The organism is Microbacterium sp. LMI12-1-1.1, assembly GCF_040676455.1.
GTDB lineage: Bacteria > Actinomycetota > Actinomycetes > Actinomycetales > Microbacteriaceae > Microbacterium.
In genome coordinates this window covers 1,490,955-1,509,089 of sequence record NZ_JBEGIA010000001.1, presented here as the reverse complement: position 1 = coordinate 1,509,089, position 18,135 = coordinate 1,490,955, and the positions used below count along the sequence as shown (strand labels likewise).

Sequence of the window (18,135 nt, the reverse complement as noted above, 5' to 3'; positions counted from 1 at the left end):
GAGAGCCGTGACATCGATCGGTGATGCTGACAGGATGACGGCATGGCACGCGCCCTGCGGGTGATCCTCCGTGGTCGTTCACTCGTCTCACTCGAAAACGCGGCGCCGTCCCCGCCGCGTTGGACCGAGAGCTGAGGCCTGTGCATGACGACATCGCACGTGATCAAGCCGCTGACGCCCGAGACCTTCCCGGCCTGGCTGGCGCTCGCGCAGAAGCACAACGGGGTCTGGGGCGGGTGCTACTGCTCGTATTTCCATGATGACACCGAGCACACCGTCAAGAGCGAGTACGACCGTCCGACGTTCAAGCAGCGACTCGTGGACGAGGGAGTGGCTCACGCGGCGCTCGTCTTCGACGGCGAGGATGCGATCGCGTGGTGCGAGTACGGCAGTCCGGCCGAGCTGCCGGGCATCTACCACCGCAAGCAGTACGACGCCGGTGAGGTCAACCCGGCGCCGTGGCGCATCACCTGCTTCTTCGTCGACCGCGACCACCGGCGTTCGGGAGTGGCGCGGGAGGCTCTGGACGGCGCACTCGCGCTGATCGCGCAGGCCGGCGGCGGCGAAGTCGTCTCATTCCCCAACGAGCTCGTCCCCGGCAAGAAGACGTCGTCCTCGTTCCTCCACAACGGCACGAGGGCCATGTTCGAGAAGGCGGGATTCACCTTCGAGCGCCATATCGGCAAGAGCAAGACCGTGATGCGCAAGACGGTCCCACCTGCCCCGGGCTGACCCCGGGTCCGGCGCGCCGGGCGCGCAGAGCAAGACGAAGCAGCCGCCCGCCGCTACACCGGCTCGGTGGTGCGGATCAGGCCGCAGTTCACGCACGACCATGCGACGAGGAATCGCTCATCGTCGAGGATCTCGAACCTCAGAGCGTCTCCGCAGGTCGGGCAGGATCGCGGATCCGCAGCATCCACCGTCATGCGGCCAGCCTATGGACCTGACCGGCACGGCGCACGCTGTGAAGCGAGCGGGATGCCCTGCTCGCCCGGGATCGTCACACCGTCATGTTCCCGGGCGGGGGTCCCGTCGGCGACCAGCTGCTGCGGACAGCGCCGGCGGGACCCGCTCGGCGAGGCTCAGGCGGCGAGGGCCTTCGCCTTCAGAGCGTTGTACTCGTCCTGGGTGATGGCGCCCGAGTCGAGGAGCTTCTTGGCGGACTCGATCTCGGTGGAAGCCGACGGGGCGCCTGCGACGCCGCGGATGTAGGCGTTGGCTTCACTCTGGGCCTGTCCGCGGCGCTCGAGCTCTCGCTGGCTCATCCCACGGCCGCGGGCGATGAGGTAGATCAAGGCGGCGAGGAACGGGACGGCGACGAGGAAGATGACCCAGAGGGCCTTGCCCCAGCCGTTCAGGGTGTGGTCGCGGAACAGGTCCATGATGATCGTGATGAAGATCCAGATGCAGGCGAAGAGGATATAGAACCAGAAGATCCACAGCAGGAAGTCCCAGAAGCTGCCGGTCATGATGACGTGCCTTTCGTTCGGGCGGCGTACCGCGCGGGCGTCCGCGTTCAGCGGTTCGCGCTGATGCCACCATCCTCCGGATCGCCCGTCCGCTCATCACCCGCGAAGGGTGACACCGACGTCGGGACCGGTGCGCAGTCGCACCCTCCGTCAGTACCTGATGCGGTAGCGGAGGTGCGTCACACCGCCTTCGCCGGGAAGGACCCTGATCCGCTCGAGCTCCCGGCGCGGCGAGCCGAGGTGCTCGAAGAGCCGGCGACCTTCTGCGAGCAGCACGGGGATGAGGTGGATCTCGATCTCGTCGAGGAGGGCTGCCGCGATGGCGCGCTGGGCCGTGGCGGCGCCGTGCACCAGGACGTCCTTGTCGCCCGCCGCCTGTCGTGCGTCGCGGAACGCCGCGGCGATGTCGTTCGTGTAGTGCACGGCGGCCATGTCGCGTGCCCACGCCGGCATCGGCCGGCGGCTGAGGACCCAGATCGGCACGCCACCGTGGTGGTCGCCGTGCCAGCCCTCGGCCGGCTCGAACGTGCCGCGACCGGCGACCACGGCGCCGGTGGACATGAACTCGTCGACGATCTGCGCGTTCGCTCCGCCCTCGGGAGGAAACACCCATTCATGGAGCCGGCTGCCGCCATCGCCGAGACCGTTCTCGTCGGTCTCGTTGGGTCCTGCGATGAACCCGTCGAGCGACATGGACATGTACAGCACCGTGTTCGCCATGCACGACTCCGCTCTGCGTCGATGCAGGCATTGTCCTCCCTTCGCGCCGGCTCGGCGAGTACGTCGCGGTCGTCGCGGTCGCCACGAACCCGCGCCCCGGCGGTGCAGAGACGCTGCCCGCTCGGGCGTCGGCCGGATCAGCTCGCCTCGGCGGGCTCCCGCGGGGGATTGTGCATGAACTCGATGCGGATGCCGTTGTCGTCCTCGACGAACGACGCGTAGTACCGATCGTTGAAGCGCGGGTACAGCTTCGGCTCCCGCACGACGGACCAGCCGGCCTCGACGGCGACTCCGTGGAGGCGATCGACCTCGGCGCGGGAGTCGACGGCGAACGCGAGGTGCTGCCACCCCACTCGTCCATGCCGGTGAGGGCCGGTGCCGGGCTCGCGGGCCGGGAGCAGAATGAACTCCGTCTCGCCCTCGGTGTGCCACGACACGCCGTTGTCGGCGTCGTACCTGGTGAATCCCAGCGCCGTGAAGACCGGATCGAACTGCGCGATCGAGGACGGAAGGTCGTCGACGCTGACGCCGAGGTGGTCGAAGACGGGCATCCCGGAAGTATTCCGCATCTCGCCGGCCCCGCGGAGACACCACTCTGCAAGCGATTGCGTGGATAGTAGATGAAACGGATGCCGCGGCGCCCAGCATCCGCCGGATGAGGGCGTTCTCATCATGTAAGCGCTTGCAGTTGGGTCGAACGCACTGCTAATGTCGGCCGCACATCGCACCACAACGGGCACGTCGCCGTGCCCCCCACTCAGGAGCTCCTGTGTCGAAGTCGACCTCAGCCCGTGCCCGCATCGTGACCGCAAGCCTCACCGCGGCGGCCCTCATCCTGACCGGGGGAGTGGTCGCGATCGCTCCCGCCGCCGCAGCCGAGCGCACGTTCGCGCTCGTCGGCAGCCTTCAGTCCGAGCTCGGCTGCCCCGATGACTGGCAGCCCGCCTGCGCCGCGACCGAGCTCGCCCCGACCGCGACGGCGAACATCTACGCCACCGAGTTCGAGGTGCCGGCCGGCTCGTATGCCTACAAGGTCGCGGTGAACGACGCGTGGGACGAGTCGTACGGGCTGAACGGGGGCGACGATGACATCCCGCTCACGGTCGACGGCCCGTCGACGCTGCGGTTCGTGTTCGACGACAGCACCCACCGCGTCGGCGTCGAGGTGAAGAGCCTGCGCGCCGGCTACACCGCCGACGACGACGCCCTCGTCACGGCCCCGGTGCGGCAGCCCGGCAGCCGGGAGCAGTTCTACTTCGTGATGACCGACCGCTTCGCCAACGCGCACGAGTCGAACGACGAGGGCGGCCTGACGGGTGACCGCCTGACGACCGGCTTCGACCCGACCGACAAGGGCTTCTACAACGGCGGCGACATCGCCGGTCTCCGCGAGAAGCTCGACTACATCGACGGCCTCGGCACGACCGCGATCTGGCTGACGCCGAGCTTCAAGAACAAGCCCGTGCAGGGCGAGGGCGCCAACGCGAGCGCCGGCTACCACGGCTACTGGATCACGGACTTCACGCAGATCGACCCGCATCTCGGCACCAACGCGGAGCTCGAGGCGCTCATCGCCGAGGCGCACGCCAAGGGCATCAAGGTGTACTTCGACATCATCACGAACCACACCGCCGACGTCGTCTCGTATGCCGACGGACAGTACGGCTACGTCGACCAGGCGACCACCCCCTACCGCGACGCCGCCGGCACCGCGTTCGACCCGGCCACCTATGCCGGCACCGACTCGTTCCCGGCGCTCGACCCGGCGACCTCGTTCCCGCACCCGCCGGTGATCGCGGCCGAGGACGCGGACGCGAAGACCCCGGCTTGGCTCAACGACCCCACGCTGTACCACAACCGCGGCAACTCGACCTGGACGGGCGAGTCGGTGACGTACGGCGACTTCGACGGCCTGGACGACCTGATGACCGAGAACCCCACGGTCGTGAACGGCTTCGTCGAGGTCTATCAGGACTGGATCGACCTCGGCATCGACGGCTTCCGCATCGACACCGCCAAGCACGTGAACTTCGAGTTCTGGGAGCAGTGGACCACCGAGGTGCTCGACTACGCGCGCGACGTCAAGGGCAAGACCGACTTCTTCATGTTCGGCGAGGTCTACGACGCCGATCCGGTGAAACTCTCGCCGTACGTACGCGACACCGACATGTCGAGCGTGCTCGACTTCACGTTCCAGTCCTCGGCCGTGAGCTACGCGTCGGGCAACAGCGCGAAGGGGCTGCAGAGCCTCTACGCCGGCGACGACTGGTACACGACGCCCGACTCATCGGCCACGGCGCTGCCGACGTTCCTCGGCAACCACGACATGGGCCGTGTCGGCTACATGCTGCAGTCGATGTCGAACCCGCTTGAGCGCGACCTGCTCGCGCACGACCTGATGTTCCTGGGCCGCGGCCAGCCCGTCGTCTACTACGGCGACGAGCAGGGCTTCGCAGGCGCGGGCGGCGACAAGGACGCCCGCCAGAGCCTCTTCGCGACCGAGGTCGCCGCGTACCAGAACCAGAACCTCATCACGGGTGCCACCGCCGGCTCGGTCGACCGCTACGACACCTCCGCGCCGATCTACGAGCGGATCGCCGCGCTCGCCGCGCTCCGTGATGCACACCCGGCGCTCGTCACCGGCGCACAGATCGAGCGCTACGCCGACAGCGGCGCGGGCGTCTACGCCTTCTCGCGCGTCGACCGCGACGAGAAGGTGGAGTACCTGGTCGCCCTCAACAACACCGCCTCGGACAAGACCGTGAGCCTCACCACACTCACCCGCGGCGCGTCCCTCGAGCCGGTCTACGGCACGACGACGGCGATCTCGACGGATGCCGCAGCCACGGCATCCGTCACCGTCCCGGCTCTGTCGGCCGTCGTCTACCGCGCCGACCGGCCGGTGACCGCGCCGGAGGCGCCGCTCGCCGTCACCGTCTCGGCGCCCGCCGCCGGCGCGGCGGTCACCGGCTCGGCGCCGATCGCCGCCGACGTCGACGATGCGACGTGGACCGAGACCAGCTTCGGGTGGCGCGTGGTCGGTTCGGACGAATGGCACGCGCTCGGCACGGCTGAAGACACCGACCCCCGCGTGTTCCACACTGCGGAGGGCCTCGCCGACGGCACGCTCGTGGAGTACCGCGCCGTGACGACGGATGCCGCCGGCGCCCACGCCGCCGCTTCGACCTACGCATCGGTCGGCAACGCCGTGACGCTCGACGTGCCGGAGGAGCCGGAGTCGCCGATCTCGATGGTGACGGTGCCCGGCAGCCTCAACTCCGAGATGGGCTGCGCCGGAGACTGGGCGCCCGGCTGCGAGGCCGCGAAGCTCACCCTGCGCGCCGACGGCATCTGGGCCGGTACGTTCGACCTGGCGCCCGGGGACTACGAGTACAAGGTCGCCATCGACGGCTCGTGGACGATCAACTACGGCGCGAACGGCGTGCTCGGCGGCGGGAACATCGCCATCACGCACCCCGGCGGCCCGATCTCGTTCTACTTCGACCCGCGCACGAACATCGTGCAGTCGAGCGCCGAAGGCCCCATCGTGACGGTTCCGGGCTCGCACCAGAGCGAGAGCGGCTGCACGGGCGACTGGGCGCCGGACTGCCTCGCGAGCCTCATGGCAGACGGAGACAAGGACGGCGTCTACGAGCTCACCGTCGACCTCCCCGCCGGTGCGTACGAGGGCAAGGTCGCGCACGGCATGAGCTGGAGCGAGAACTACGGCGTCGGCGGTGCTGCGGGCGGGTCCAACTACTCGTTCACCGCCGAGGACGGCGTGCCCGTGGTGTTCCGGTACACGCTCGCGACCCACGTGCTGCAGATCGGCGACGGGCTCCCCGGCCTCGGCGAGGAGCGCGCGCACTGGATCGACGAAGAGACGCTCGCGTGGCCTGCCGACCTCGGCGCCGACCCGGCAGAGGCGTCGTGGCAGCTGCACGCGTCGGCGGCGGCATCCCTCGCTCTGGAAGACGGCGAAGTCGTCGGGGGTGAGACGGTCGAGCTCACCCGCGTCGAGGGCGATCTCACCGACGCGCAGAAGGAGCGGTTCCCGGCTCTGGCGGGCTACGTCGCGCTGCGGGTGGCGGATGGGACGGATGCCGCGGCCCTCCTGCGCGGCCAGCTCCTGGTCTCGCAGCGCGACGCGGACAGCACCGTGCGGGCGTTCACCGGGGTGCAGATCCCGGGCGTGCTCGACGACCTCTACGCGGATGCCGTCGCCGACGCCGACCTCGGCGTGACGTTCGCGAAGGACAAGCCGACGTTCCGCCTGTGGGCCCCGACCGCGCAGAGCGCGACGCTGCTCACGTGGGAGCCCTCGACGGGCTCAGGGGCCGAGGCCGGCGACCCCGTGCGTCACGAGGCGACGTGGGATGCGGCATCCGGAATCTGGACCGTCGCAGGTGCCAAGGCTCTGAAGGGCGACGAGTACCTGTGGGAGGTGGTCGTCTACGCGCCGACCACGGGGGTGGTCGAGACGAACCAGGTCACCGACCCGTACTCGGTGGCGCTCACGACCAACTCGCAAGCGTCGGTCGCGATCGACCTGCACGACAAGCAGTGGCGCCCGAAGGCGTGGGAGAAGACGAAGGCGCCCATCGTGGACCGGCCCGTCGACCGCGCCATCTACGAGCTGCACGTCCGCGACTTCTCCGTCACCGACGAGTCGGTGCCCGCGGCAGAGCGCGGCACGTACCGGGCGTTCACGCGTGACAGCGCGGGCACGGCGCAGCTGCGCCAGCTCGCCGACGCCGGCATCAACACGGTGCACCTGCTGCCGACCTTCGACATCGCCACGATCGAGGAGGACCGCACGCAACAGGCCGTGCCCGACTGCGACCTCGCATCGATGCCGGCCGACAGCACCGAGCAGCAGGCCTGCATCGAGAACATCGTGGATGCCGACGGCTTCAACTGGGGCTACGACCCGTACCACTACTCGGTGCCCGAGGGCTCGTACGCCGTCGACCCGGAGGGCGGCGCACGCGTCGCCGAGTTCCGCTCGATGGTGGGCGCGCTGCACGGCATGGGCCTGCAGGTCGTGCTCGACCAGGTGTTCAACCACACCTCGGCGTCGGGACAGGCCGACACCTCGGTGCTCGACCAGGTCGTGCCCGGCTACTACCAGCGCCTGAACGCGGCCGGCGGGGTCGAGACGTCGACGTGCTGCCAGAACGTGGCCACCGAGCACGAGGTCGCCCAGCGGCTCATGGTGGACTCCGTCGTGCTGTGGGCCCGCGAGTACAAGGTGGACGGGTTCCGTTTCGACCTCATGGGCCACCACTCGAAGGAGAACATGCTGGCGATCCGCGACGCCCTCGACGAGCTCACGCTCAAGCGCGACGGCGTCGACGGCAAGGCGATCTACTTGTACGGCGAGGGCTGGAACTTCGGCGAGGTCGCGAACAACGCCCTCTTCGAGCAGGCCACGCAGGGTCAGCTCGGCGGCACCGGCATCGGCACGTTCAGCGACCGGCTGCGCGATGCCGTGCACGGCGGCAGCCCGGTCGACGCCGGCTCGAAGTTCTCCCAGGGCTTCGGCACGGGCCTCGCGACCGATCCCAACGGCAGCGACCAGTCGGCACCCGGCGATCCGTTCGCCGATCTCGCCCACAAGACCGATCTCGTCAAGCTCGGGCTCGCGGGCAACCTGCGCGACTTCACCTTCATGTCGGCGGACGGCACGCTCAAGGCGGGCGACGAGCTGGACTACAACGGCTCGCCCGCCGGTTACGCGGACCAGCCCGACGAGGTCATCACGTATGTCGACGCGCATGACAACGAGACGCTGTACGACCTCTCGGTGCTGAAACTGCCGGCTGACACCTCGATGGCGGACCGCGTGCGCATGAACACGCTGTCGCTCGCGACCACCGCCTACGCCCAGACGCCGTCGTTCTGGCACGCCGGCACGGAGCTGCTGCGCTCGAAGTCGCTCGACCGCAACAGCTACAACTCCGGCGACTGGTTCAACCGCATCGACTGGACCGGGCAGGAGTCCACCTTCGGGTCGGGCCTGCCGCGCGAGGACGACAACGGCGACCACTGGGACGACCTGGCGCCGCTCCTGGCCGATCCCGCGAACAAGCCGGGCGCATCCGACATCGCCACGGCCGAGGCATCCGCCCTCGATCTGCTGCGGGTGCGCGACGAGGTCGGTCTGCTGAGACTCGGATCCGCCGCGCTCATCGAGCAGAAGGTCTCGTTCCCGAACAGCGGGACGGATGCCGCTCCCGGCGTCATCGTGATGCTCATCGACGACCTCGTCGGCAAGGACGTCGACCCGAAGCTGAAGGGGGCGCTGGTGGTCTTCAACGCCGGCACCGAGCCCACCACGCAGACGGTCGCCGAGCTCGCCGGCCGGAAGTTCTCGCTGACGCCGGCGCTCGCCCAGGGCTCGGACCCCGTCGTGAAGACCACGACGTGGGATGCCGCGACCGGCACGATCACGGTGCCGGCGCGCACCGCGGTGGTGCTCGTCGAAGCCCAGCGTCGCTGACGCTCCCGGCGCTCGCCCGTCACGTGGCGGGCGAGCGCCGAGAGCTCGTCACATGTTCAGTCGGGTGAGCAGCAGCTCCGCGGCGCGCGAGATCGCGTTGAGCTCGTATGGCACCACGACGAACGCGATCACGGTGAAGATCGCGATCGTCGAGACGGTCGCGCGGCGGATGATCCGGTCGACGAGCAGCCCCAGCACCGTGGCGATGGCGAGGGTCGCCCCCGCCACGGTCGCGAAGGCCATCCGCACGTGGGCCTCGTCGTCGGGCGCGGTCCAACTGTTGAAGAGGAGGCCGAACGCCACCGGCACGACGACGAGAGCGCCGACCAGCAGGATGGGTGCCGAGAAACCTCGCAGGCTCGTTCCGGGCCGGGGCTTCGTCGCGACGTCCGTCATGGCGCGAGCCTAGCGTCAGAGCGGGCTTCCGACGCGGACGAGGTTTCCGCTCCGGTCGACGACGGCGAACTCGCGCATGCCGTAGTCCGTGGTGACCGGCGCGACGATCCGGCTGCCGGTCGCAGGGTCGGGATCGACCGCGTCCGCCCACTCCTCGTATACGCGCTGCGCGTCGTCGACGTAGAGGTAGCACATCGACGATGTGCGCAGCGGATCGACCGAGAGGTCCTCGGTGAAGTGCAGGTCGGCGGTGCCGCGGCCGATGATGAGGTAGCCCCACTCCTCGGGCGGCGCTCCGCGATTCTCGAACCCCAGCCTCTCGAAGAACGCGAGGGTCTCACGAAGGTCACGGCTGAGGAGGATCGGGACGGCGCGCTCGTTCACAGACGCAGGCTAGCCCGATGGGGGGCCCGGCGACAGGGGATCAGAGGGCGTCGAGGATGCCGGGGCCGAAGACGGCGACCGCTGCGACGGCGACACCGGCCACGGCGACGGCGGAGATCGCGAGGACGAGGATGTTGCCGCCGATCGTGAGCAGCAGCGCGGCCGCCGCGGGCAACTCGCGGCGGCGGGCGATCGGGACGGTCGATGTGGTGCTGGCCATGCTTCGACGCTACGGAGCCGCCCGTCCTGCCGCGTCCCTCCTGAGTCTCATCGTCGTCCGTCCAGAGGATGATGCTCGTCGCGCGAGCGTCCGCGCTCCGTCGGAGTCGGCGCCGAGCCCGAGCCGAGCCAGAAAAGATTCTCGAGAGAAGTGTCGACATCGTCCGACCCCGCGCGACGACCGGAGTGAGGCTGGCGAGCGCCCGCCCGCAACGGAAGGATCAGACCATGAAGTACATGATGTTCGTCGTCACCTCGCTCGAGCCCGACACCGAAGCGGACGACTCAGACGTCGACCTGTGGGTCGATCCCCTCGACGCCAGCGGCAAGCGCGTCATCGGCGAAGTGCTCGCCCCGCAGGCGGAGTCCACCGTCGTGAAGGTCCGCGGCGGCAAGGTCCTCACCGCTCGTGGCCCCTTCGTCGAGACGGCCGAGGTCATCTGCGGCTTCGACATCCTCGAGGTCGACGACCTCGAGGAGGCGATCGAGATCGCGTCGCGGCATCCGATGGCCCGCAACGGACAGCTCGAGCTGCGGCCGTTCATGGTCTGGCCCGAGGCGGAGCCGGCCGCCGGGGCCTGAGCGGCGGCATCCGCGATCACGAAAGGGCGGCTCCTGCGGGAGTCGCCCTTTCGACGGGGCGGGCGAGCGTGACCGACGGTTGTTCCATGGTTCACCTAACAGATAGTTGGAAGTCCATGTAAAATGATCGAGGTGCCAATGCCGGCACGATCGCGTTGATCAGGATGCCCTACGAGGGCGTGCTGCATCTCTGAAGGAGCAACGGTGTCCACGATCACCCCTCTCACCTCGAGCCTGACCACCGAGGAGCGCACCGCGATCCTCGATGCCGTCCGCGAGTTCGCGCAGAACGAGTTGGCGCCGCACGCGCTGGAGTGGGACGCGAAGTCGTTCTTCCCCCGCGACACGCTGCGCAGCGCCGGCGAGCTCGGGCTCGGCGGCATCTACGCCCGCGACGACCTCGGCGGATCAGGGCTGTCGCGCTCGGATGCGGCTGCCATCTTCGAAGAGCTGGCGCAGGGCGACCCTGCGATCGCCGCCTACATCTCGATCCACAACATGGTCGTGTGGATGATCGACACGTACGGCAGTGACGCGCAGCGCAGCGAGTGGCTGCCGCTCCTCACCTCGATGTCGGGCTTCGGCAGCTACTGCCTCACCGAGCCGGGGGCTGGATCGGATGCCGCGGCCATCAACAGCAGCGCGATCCGGTCGGGCGACGACTACGTGCTGACCGGTGTGAAGCAGTTCATCTCGGGCGGGGGCGAGGCATCGGTCTACATCGTCATGGCGCGCACGGGCGAGCCGGGGGCTCGCGGCATCACGGCGTTCCTCGTTCCCGCCGACGCCCCCGGACTGTCGTTCGGCGCGATCGAGCACAAGATGGGCTGGAACGCGCAGCCGACCCGCCAGGTGATCCTTGACGAGGTGCGCGTGCCCGCCGCGAGCATCCTCGGCGGCGAGGGCCAGGGCTTCAAGATCGCGATGTCGGCGCTCGACGGCGGACGAATCAACATCGCCGCCTGCTCGCTGGGCGGCGCGCAGTGGGCACTGGACCGCGCCCTGCGCTACGTGCACGAGCGCTTCACGTTCGGCGAGCCGCTCGCCGAGAAGCAGGCCGTCGTGTTCACCCTCGCCGACATGGCTACCGAACTGCACGCCGCGCGCGCCCTCGTGCGCGGTGCCGCGGCGGCGCTCGACGCCAAGGCGCCCGATGCGTCGCTGCAGTGCGCAATGGCCAAGCGCTTCGCGACCGATGCCGGCTTCACCGTCGCGAACCAGGCACTGCAGCTGCACGGCGGCTACGGCTACCTTCACGAGTACGGGATCGAGAAGGTGGTGCGGGATCTGCGTGTCCATCAGATCCTGGAGGGGACCAACGAGATCATGCGCGTGATCATCGGACGCCAGCTGCTCGCCGACTGACGGTCGCCGCGCGTTCGAGAAGCACCGACGAGGAGGTCCGAAATGAAGATCGCATTCCTGGGGCTCGGCCATATGGGCCTGCCCATGGCGAAGAATCTGGCGGCCGCCGGTCACGAGGTGACGGGCTTCGACGTCATGCCTGCCGCCGTCGCCGCAGCGCATGACGGGGGACTCACCACCGCGGAGTCGGGAACGGATGCCGCCACCGGCGCCGACGTCGTCATCACCATGTTCCAGACCGGTGCGCAGGTGCTCGACGCCTATCGCGGTTCGGACGGCACTGCGGGGCTGCTCGGTGTCGCGGCATCCGGAGCACTCTTCATCGACTGCTCGACCATCGCCGTCGACGAGGCGCGCGCCGCTCACGCGCTCGCCGAGGCGGCCGGGCACCGGTCGCTCGACGCCCCGGTCTCGGGCGGAGTGGTCGGCGCCGAGAACGCCACGCTCGCATTCATGGTCGGCGGGACGGACGAGGACTTCGAGGCCGCGCGCCCGCTGCTCGAGGCGATGGGACGCCGCGCCGTGCACTGCGGCGGCGCAGGGCTGGGGCAGGCCGCGAAGGTCTGCAACAACATGATCCTCGCGGTATCGCAGATCGCGGTCGCCGAGGCGTTCGTGCTGGGGGAGCGGCTCGGGCTCTCGCACCAGGCGCTGTTCGACGTCGCATCGAATGCGTCGGGCCAATGCTGGGCGCTGACGACGAACTGCCCGGTGCCGGGACCCGTGCCCACGAGCCCCGCCAACCGCGACTACCAGCCGGGCTTCGCCGGCGCGCTCATGAACAAGGACCTCGGGCTCGCCGAGCACGCGATCTCGGCGACGGGCGTCGAAGCGCGGATGGGTATGCTCGCCCGCGAGATCTATGCGCAGTACGCTGCCGGCGATGGCGCCGGCCAGGACTTCTCGGGGATCATCAACACGATCCGCGCCGAGAGCGCCTGACCTCGGTCGGCTCGCCTGTCACCCTGTGGCGGCGGAGCCCACAGGACGTGACAGTCGAGCGGCCGATGCATGGAGGCGGATCTGCTCACCTGTCACGATCTGCAGGCGGAGCCGACACAATGTGACAGCGGAGCAGCGCACGCGCAAGCGGGACGGAGTAGAGATGACCGAGTACGAGACGATCCTCGTCGAGACCCGCGGCCGAGTCGGGTGGATCACGCTGAACCGGCCGGAGGCGCTCAACGCGCTGAACACGCAGGTGTGCTGGGAGGTCGTGGCCGCGGCATCGGCGTTCGATGCCGACGAGGGCATCGGCGCCATCGTGCTCACCGGCTCGGAACGCGCGTTCGCGGCCGGCGCCGACATCAAGGAGATGGAGTCCAAGTCAGGGCTCGAGATGCTGATGGGCGACCACTTCGGCGGCTGGGCGCAGTTCGCCGCGGTGCGGACCCCGGTCATCGCCGCCGTCTCGGGGTACGCGCTGGGCGGAGGGTGCGAGCTGGCGATGATGTGCGACATCATCCTCGCGGCCGACAGCGCGAAGTTCGGGCAGCCCGAGATCAACCTCGGCGTCATCCCCGGCATGGGCGGCTCGCAGCGGCTCATCCGCGCCGTCGGCTACTACAAGGCCGCCGAGCTGATCCTCACCGGACGGGTGATGGATGCCGCAGAGGCCGAACGCTCCGGGCTCGTCTCGCGGGTCGTGCCGACCGCCGATCTGCTCGACGAGGCGCAGAAGACGGCTGAGGCCATCGCGTCGAAGAGCCTGCCGTCGCTGTATGCCGCGAAGGCCGTGCTGGACGCCGCCCTCGAGACGTCGCTGGCCGAGGGCCTGCGCCTCGAGAAGCACGTGTTCGCGAGCCTCTTCGACACCGCGGATCAGAAGGAGGGCATGGCCGCCTTCCGCGAGAAGCGTGCTCCGGAGTTCGAGGGTCGCTGAACCTGTTTCCGGTCGTTGAGCGAGCGAGGAACGCGGTCGTTGAGCGAGCTTGCGAGACGAAACGCGGAGACGAAACGCTCGCACCCGGGGTCGACGCCGGGTCAGGTGCGTTTCGTCTCTTCCCGGTCGTTGAGCGAGCTTGCGAGACGAAACGCAGAGACGACAAGCTGCACCCGGCGAACCCGTTCGGTTCGGGGCGTTTCGTCTCGGTCGCTGCGCTCCCTCGCTCAACGACCGGTCTCTCAGAGGGGCTCGGGCTGGGGCTTCGGGTCGGTGAAGTCGCCGGCGTCCTTGCGGAACCGGGCGATGATCCGCACCAGCTCCGTGGTGTCGGCGTCGGTGAGACCGGGATCCTCGAACACCTCGCTGTTGAGGGCCGCGGTCGCCCGCTCCACGAGTTCGCGACCGGTGTCGGTGAGCACGAGCATCGCCGCGCGCCCGTCGCCCGGGTGCGGCTCGCGCGAGACGAGGCCGTCGCGGGCCAGCCGGTCGACGGTGTTGGTGACGCTGGTCGGGTGCACCTGCAGGCGTGCGATGGCGCTGGCCATCGGCATCCGTCCCTCTCGCGTGAAGCCGAGCAGGCGCAGCAGCTCGTACCGGGCGAACGAGAGTCCGAAGGGCCGCAGTGCCGTGTCGATGCGCGCGAACAAGAGCTGCTGCGCCCTGATGATCGACGTCACGGCGGTCATGCCCGCAGCCGCGGGTTCCCAGCCATGGGCGATCCACTGGCGCTTGGCTTCGGCGATCGGGTCGACCGGAAGACGCTTGGGTGCTGCCATGACGACCTCCTCCTCCCACCGTACCGGTCCCCGGTTGCAGCGCCCGATCCGGGGGCCACGAAGGGGTGTTTATGTATACACACGGCGGGTCACGGGTCGGTCCGATCGGCGCATTCCGCGGGATTGGGTACATTGCGCGCCGCGCCATAGACTCGTGCCCAGCGTGAGGAGATCGTCATGAAGATCGTCGTCCTGGTCAAGGAAGTCCCGGATACCTACGGGGATCGCAAGCTGTCGCTGGAGACCGGCCTGGCAGATCGCGCCGCGAGCGAGACGGTGCTCGACGAGATCGGCGAGCGTGCCCTCGAGGTCGCGCTGTCGTACGCCGACAAGACGCCCGGCACCGAGGTCGTCGTGCTCTCGATGACGCCGGAGTCCGCCTCCGCGACGGTGCGCAAGGGCCTCGCGATGGGCGCTTCGTCGGCCGTGCAGGTCGTCGATGAGGCGCTCCTGGGCGCCGATCTGGGCCTGACCGCCGAAGTGCTCGCGGCGACCCTGCAGCGGACCGGCTTCGACCTCGTCATCGCCGGCAACCAGTCCACCGACGGCACGGGCGGGGTCATCCCCGCGATGGTGGCCGAGATCCTCGACGTGCCGAGTGCCACCTACCTCAGCTCGGTCGAGATCGCCGGCGACGCCGTATCGGGCACACGCGCGTCGGACGGTGCGAGCCTGCAGGTGACGGCACCGCTTCCGGCCGTGATCTCGATCACCGAGGCGCTTCCCGACGCGCGCTTCCCCAACTTCAAAGGCATCATGGCGGCGAAGAAGAAGCCGTTCGAGACACTGTCGCTCGCCGAGCTCGAGATCGAGCCGCACGACCCGGCCGCGTCGCGGTCGATCGTCATCGCGCTGAGCGAGAAGCCGCCGCGCGAAGCCGGCGTGAAGATCGTCGATGAGGGCGACGCGGGCCAGAAGCTCGCGGAGTTCCTGATCCAGAACCGGCTTGCGTGAGGGTGCGTGCGTGATGACGTTTGCAGATGACTCCATCCTGGTCTTCCTCGACACGACCCCGTCGGGCGGGCTCGCCAAGTCGGCGGCCGAGCTGCTGGGCGCGGCCGCCACGGTCGGCACGCCGGTCGCGGTGATCGTCGGCGACGACGCGCTGGCGGCGGATGCCGCCGCTCTCGGCGCCGCCGCGGTGCTGGTCGCCGCCCCTGGCGAGGGGCTCGGCGCGGCGGCGGTCGACGCGCTCACCTCGGCCGCCGACCAGGTGCGCCCCGACGCCATCCTGGTGGCGCACTCGGTGGAGGGCCGCGAGGTCGCGGGCCGGTACGCCGCGCGCACCCGGTCCGGCCTCGCGGTCGATGCCGTCGGCGTCTCGCGCGACCCCGAAGGCGTGATCGCGCACCACTCGGTCTACGGCGGCGCCTACAACGTCGATGCCGCGGTCACGTGGGGGGCGCCGGTCATCACCATCCGTCAGGGATCGATGGATGCCCGCGCCGATGCCGTCGCCGGTGTCGAAGCCGAACCGCTCGAGGTGCGCGCCTCGGGTCGCCGTGCCGCAACGGTGACGTCGGTCGATGAGACGGTGGTGTCGTCGACGCGTCCGGAGCTGCGGGGTGCGACGAAGGTGGTGTCCGGCGGTCGCGGACTCGGCTCCGGCGACAAGTTCGCGCTCGTCGAGCAGCTCGCCGACGCTCTGGGCGCCGCCATCGGCGCCTCGCGCGCCGCGGTCGACGCCGGCTACGTGCCCTACTCGTACCAGGTCGGCCAGACAGGAGTGTCGGTGTCGCCCCAGTTGTACGTGGCGCTCGGCATCTCGGGCGCGATCCAGCACAAGGCCGGCATGCAGACCGCGAAGACGATCGTCGCGATCAACAAGGACGCGGATGCCCCGATCTTCGAGATCGCCGACTTCGGCGTCGTCGGCGATCTGTTCCAGGTGGTGCCGCAGCTGATCGCTGCTCTCGAGGCGAAGAAGGCGTAACCCGGTATGGCGACGTTCGGTTCTGCGGTGCGGCGAGGACTGCCCCGCGTTCCCGGCGGCGAGCCGTGGCCGCCCGCCGGCACGGCGCCGGTGCCCGACGGCGACGGACGGGGCGGCCCCGTCGCTGAGCCTGTGGAAGCGCCTGCGGGGGACGGCTCTTCGACAAGCTCAGAGACCGGTGGTGCGGGCGCTGGAGCGAGCGAGGCCGGCGTCGCGGCCCACACCCCGGTCGTTGAGCGAGCTGGCGAGTCGAAACGCAGAGACGAAACGCCTCGAGCCACCGAGCAACCTCTGGTCGCGGCATCCGCCGGCGCCGCCCGGCGCATCCGTCGTGGCCTGCCGCGCGTGCCCGGTGGCGAGCCATGGCCGCCGGCATCCGTCGCCCCTGTTCAGGTGCCGCAAACGGTTGCCTCGGCGGCCGTTATCTCGCAGAACGTGACACCTGAAGCGGTGGGCACCGACGCTCAGGTGGCGCAATCGGTGGCTTCGGCGGCCGCGATCCCGCAGAACGTGACCCCCGAGCCCGCCGGAACGAACGCGGCGGCGTCCGGCGCGCGGCCCCTGCGTCGAGGCCTGCCGCGCGTGCCGGGCGGAGAGCCCTGGCCGCCTGCGGGCCTTGCGCCGAGCGGCCCGGCGGTCCCGGTCGTTGAGCGAGCGAGGAACGTGGTCGTTGAGCGAGCTGGCGAGTCGAAACGCAGAGACGAAACGCCCCGAACCGATGAGGATCTCGAGGTTCGCGACGTTTCACCCTCGGATGCTGTAGCGCCCCTCGCTCCACGAGCCGAAGCTCAACCGGCCGCGCCGGCCTCTCCCGGGACGGTGACGGGAGTGCCGCTGTCCGAGCCGCTGCCCTTCCCGCGGACGGTGTGGGCGGGTACGGCGGCACGCACGCGTCCGGAGCCGCCGGCGGAGCCGAAGCGGATCGGACCCTTCACGCGCGGCCAGTGGGCCGGTGCCGTCATCGTCGGCGGCGCAGGGCTCCTGTACGCCGCGGCCATGGCCGTGCTCGCGGTGCGGTGGCTGCTGTCGACGTCGTGGGGGGTCGGGTTCCTCGAGACGTACCCGGGCGAGTACCACCTGCCCGAGGGCGCGCCGATCGGATTCCCCGCGTGGCTCGGGTGGCAGCACTTCTTCAACGTGTTCCTGATGGTGCTCATCATCCGGTCGGGCCTGCGGGTGCGCACCGAGAAGCGGCCGACCGCGTTCTGGTCGCCGCGCAACAACGGCCGGCGCAAGATCAGCCTGAACCTGTGGTTCCACCAGTCGCTCGACATCCTGTGGCTGGTCAACGGCGTCGTCTTCGTGGTGCTGCTGTTCGTGACCGGCCAGTGGCTGCGCATCGTGCCCACCTCGTGGGAGGTGTTCCCGAACGCCGTGTCGGCGGCGCTGCAGTACGTCTCGCTGGACTGGCCGACCGAGAACGGCTGGGTGAACTACAACTCGCTGCAGCAGCTGGCGTACTTCGCGACGGTGTTCATCGCCGCGCCGCTGGCCGCGATCACCGGCGTGCGCATGTCGGGCGTGTGGCCGAAGAACGCCGCCGGGCTGAACAAGGCCTATCCGGTGGAGTGGGCGCGCGCGGTGCACTTCCCGGTGATGCTCTACTTCGTCGCGTTCATCGCGGTGCACGTCTTCCTCGTGTTCGCCACCGGCGCGCTGCGCAACCTCAACCACATGTACGCCGCACAGGGCTCGGTCGATCCGGACGCGTACGCCGACAACTGGACGGGCTTCTGGTTCTTCGTCGCCTCGCTCGTCGTGATCGCGGCCGCGTGGATCGCTGCCCGCCCCCTCGTGCTCGCCCCCATCGCCCGCCTCTTCGGCAAGGTCTCCGGCCGCTGAGGATCGCTTGACGGGTCGGGTCGTTTCGTCTCTGCGTTTCGACTCGCAAGCTCGCTCAACGA

17 protein-coding genes are annotated in these 18,135 nt (G+C 69.6%); 9 read left to right on the top strand and 8 right to left on the bottom strand.

Translation table 11 applies throughout. The annotated features are described in order from the left end of the window. Window positions 1–144: 144 nt before the first annotated feature. Window positions 145–732 carry a GNAT family N-acetyltransferase gene (locus tag MRBLMI12_RS07040; RefSeq protein ID WP_363355126.1) on the top strand — a complete coding sequence of 196 codons (588 nt, stop codon included), beginning with the start codon at window positions 145–147 and terminating at the stop codon, window positions 730–732. A 53-nt stretch (window positions 733–785) separates the two neighbouring features. Here MRBLMI12_RS07040 and MRBLMI12_RS07035 read toward each other — a convergent pair whose 3' ends face one another. The 4 genes from MRBLMI12_RS07035 to MRBLMI12_RS07020 all read right to left on the bottom strand — a co-directional run bounded on the left by MRBLMI12_RS07035 (window position 786) and on the right by MRBLMI12_RS07020 (window position 2,740). After that, window positions 786–926 (bottom strand): hypothetical protein, encoded by a 141-nt coding sequence (locus MRBLMI12_RS07035; protein ID WP_349425374.1) that lies wholly within the window; start codon window positions 924–926, stop codon window positions 786–788. A 156-nt stretch (window positions 927–1,082) separates the two neighbouring features. Then, complete coding sequence (locus MRBLMI12_RS07030; protein WP_349425373.1) at window positions 1,083–1,469, bottom strand: SHOCT domain-containing protein; 387 nt, start codon at window positions 1,467–1,469, stop codon at window positions 1,083–1,085. Window positions 1,470–1,619: 150 nt separating this feature from the next. After that, a complete protein-coding gene (locus tag MRBLMI12_RS07025) occupies window positions 1,620–2,189 on the bottom strand; it encodes a dihydrofolate reductase family protein (RefSeq protein ID WP_363355123.1) in 570 nt (189 codons plus the stop codon). Between the two features lie 137 nt (window positions 2,190–2,326). After that, window positions 2,327–2,740, bottom strand: a complete 414-nt coding sequence (locus MRBLMI12_RS07020) for a VOC family protein (RefSeq protein WP_363355121.1) — start codon at window positions 2,738–2,740, stop codon at window positions 2,327–2,329. 218 nt (window positions 2,741–2,958) lie between these two features. On the opposite strand from MRBLMI12_RS07020, the gene pulA reads away from it, so the two are divergent. Continuing rightward, a complete protein-coding gene (gene pulA / locus MRBLMI12_RS07015) occupies window positions 2,959–8,691 on the top strand; it encodes a pullulanase-type alpha-1,6-glucosidase (protein WP_363355119.1) in 5,733 nt (1,910 codons plus the stop codon). A gap of 48 nt (window positions 8,692–8,739) precedes the next feature. Here the strand turns inward: pulA and MRBLMI12_RS07010 are convergent, their stop codons facing one another. Genes MRBLMI12_RS07010 through MRBLMI12_RS07000 form a run of 3 tightly spaced genes read right to left on the bottom strand, consistent with a single transcriptional unit; the run spans window position 8,740 to window position 9,691 of the window. Continuing rightward, a complete protein-coding gene (locus tag MRBLMI12_RS07010; protein WP_363355117.1) occupies window positions 8,740–9,087 on the bottom strand; it encodes a hypothetical protein in 348 nt (115 codons plus the stop codon). Between the two features lie 15 nt (window positions 9,088–9,102). After that, window positions 9,103–9,471 (bottom strand): bleomycin resistance protein, encoded by a 369-nt coding sequence (locus MRBLMI12_RS07005; protein WP_363355115.1) that lies wholly within the window; start codon window positions 9,469–9,471, stop codon window positions 9,103–9,105. A 40-nt stretch (window positions 9,472–9,511) separates the two neighbouring features. Continuing rightward, on the bottom strand, window positions 9,512–9,691 hold the full coding sequence (locus MRBLMI12_RS07000; RefSeq protein ID WP_363355113.1) for a hypothetical protein: 180 nt from the start codon (window positions 9,689–9,691) through the stop codon (window positions 9,512–9,514). Window positions 9,692–9,918: 227 nt separating this feature from the next. Here MRBLMI12_RS07000 and MRBLMI12_RS06995 point away from each other — a divergent pair, with 227 nt between their 5' ends. From MRBLMI12_RS06995 to MRBLMI12_RS06980, 4 genes are all read left to right on the top strand, one after another. After that, a complete protein-coding gene (locus MRBLMI12_RS06995) occupies window positions 9,919–10,272 on the top strand; it encodes a YciI family protein (RefSeq protein ID WP_349425366.1) in 354 nt (117 codons plus the stop codon). A gap of 204 nt (window positions 10,273–10,476) precedes the next feature. Further along, entirely contained in the window at window positions 10,477–11,637 is a 1,161-nt protein-coding gene (locus tag MRBLMI12_RS06990) for an acyl-CoA dehydrogenase family protein (RefSeq protein WP_414686203.1), read from the top strand. A gap of 42 nt (window positions 11,638–11,679) precedes the next feature. Next, entirely contained in the window at window positions 11,680–12,579 is a 900-nt protein-coding gene (mmsB, locus tag MRBLMI12_RS06985) for a 3-hydroxyisobutyrate dehydrogenase (RefSeq protein ID WP_363355111.1), read from the top strand. 163 nt (window positions 12,580–12,742) lie between these two features. Beyond that, entirely contained in the window at window positions 12,743–13,519 is a 777-nt protein-coding gene (locus tag MRBLMI12_RS06980; protein WP_363355109.1) for an enoyl-CoA hydratase, read from the top strand. Window positions 13,520–13,761: 242 nt separating this feature from the next. Here the strand turns inward: MRBLMI12_RS06980 and MRBLMI12_RS06975 are convergent, their stop codons facing one another. Further along, the gene (locus MRBLMI12_RS06975; RefSeq protein WP_363355107.1) at window positions 13,762–14,298 is read right to left on the bottom strand and encodes a MarR family winged helix-turn-helix transcriptional regulator; all 537 of its coding nucleotides are present in this window, start codon (window positions 14,296–14,298) and stop codon (window positions 13,762–13,764) included. A gap of 177 nt (window positions 14,299–14,475) precedes the next feature. Between MRBLMI12_RS06975 and MRBLMI12_RS06970 the strand changes: the two genes are divergently transcribed. The 3 genes from MRBLMI12_RS06970 to MRBLMI12_RS06960 all read left to right on the top strand — a co-directional run bounded on the left by MRBLMI12_RS06970 (window position 14,476) and on the right by MRBLMI12_RS06960 (window position 18,073). Further along, entirely contained in the window at window positions 14,476–15,252 is a 777-nt protein-coding gene (locus tag MRBLMI12_RS06970) for an electron transfer flavoprotein subunit beta/FixA family protein (RefSeq protein WP_363355105.1), read from the top strand. Window positions 15,253–15,265: 13 nt separating this feature from the next. Continuing rightward, window positions 15,266–16,231, top strand: coding sequence for an electron transfer flavoprotein subunit alpha/FixB family protein (locus tag MRBLMI12_RS06965; protein WP_363355103.1), 966 nt, complete (start codon window positions 15,266–15,268; stop codon window positions 16,229–16,231). Window positions 16,232–17,059: 828 nt separating this feature from the next. After that, window positions 17,060–18,073 carry a cytochrome b/b6 domain-containing protein gene (locus MRBLMI12_RS06960; RefSeq protein ID WP_363355101.1) on the top strand — a complete coding sequence of 338 codons (1,014 nt, stop codon included), beginning with the start codon at window positions 17,060–17,062 and terminating at the stop codon, window positions 18,071–18,073. Window positions 18,074–18,135: the final 62 nt, after the last annotated feature.

Bases quoted from the DNA above. Each gene is read 5' to 3' on its own strand.
- MRBLMI12_RS06975 (WP_363355107.1), bottom strand. From the start codon at position 14,298: ATGGCAGCACCCAAGCGTCTTCCGGTCGACCCGATCGCCGAAGCCAAG.
- MRBLMI12_RS07000 (WP_363355113.1), bottom strand. From the start codon at position 9,691: ATGGCCAGCACCACATCGACCGTCCCGATCGCCCGCCGCCGCGAGTTG.
- MRBLMI12_RS07035 (WP_349425374.1), bottom strand. From the start codon at position 926: ATGACGGTGGATGCTGCGGATCCGCGATCCTGCCCGACCTGCGGAGAC.
- MRBLMI12_RS07010 (WP_363355117.1), bottom strand. From the start codon at position 9,087: ATGACGGACGTCGCGACGAAGCCCCGGCCCGGAACGAGCCTGCGAGGT.
- MRBLMI12_RS07020 (WP_363355121.1), bottom strand. From the start codon at position 2,740: ATGCCCGTCTTCGACCACCTCGGCGTCAGCGTCGACGACCTTCCGTCC.
- MRBLMI12_RS06995 (WP_349425366.1), top strand. From the start codon at position 9,919: ATGAAGTACATGATGTTCGTCGTCACCTCGCTCGAGCCCGACACCGAA.
- mmsB (WP_363355111.1), top strand. From the start codon at position 11,680: ATGAAGATCGCATTCCTGGGGCTCGGCCATATGGGCCTGCCCATGGCG.
- MRBLMI12_RS07040 (WP_363355126.1), top strand. From the start codon at position 145: ATGACGACATCGCACGTGATCAAGCCGCTGACGCCCGAGACCTTCCCG.
- MRBLMI12_RS06970 (WP_363355105.1), top strand. From the start codon at position 14,476: ATGAAGATCGTCGTCCTGGTCAAGGAAGTCCCGGATACCTACGGGGAT.
- MRBLMI12_RS06965 (WP_363355103.1), top strand. From the start codon at position 15,266: ATGACGTTTGCAGATGACTCCATCCTGGTCTTCCTCGACACGACCCCG.
- MRBLMI12_RS07025 (WP_363355123.1), bottom strand. From the start codon at position 2,189: ATGGCGAACACGGTGCTGTACATGTCCATGTCGCTCGACGGGTTCATC.
- MRBLMI12_RS06980 (WP_363355109.1), top strand. From the start codon at position 12,743: ATGACCGAGTACGAGACGATCCTCGTCGAGACCCGCGGCCGAGTCGGG.
- MRBLMI12_RS07030 (WP_349425373.1), bottom strand. From the start codon at position 1,469: ATGACCGGCAGCTTCTGGGACTTCCTGCTGTGGATCTTCTGGTTCTAT.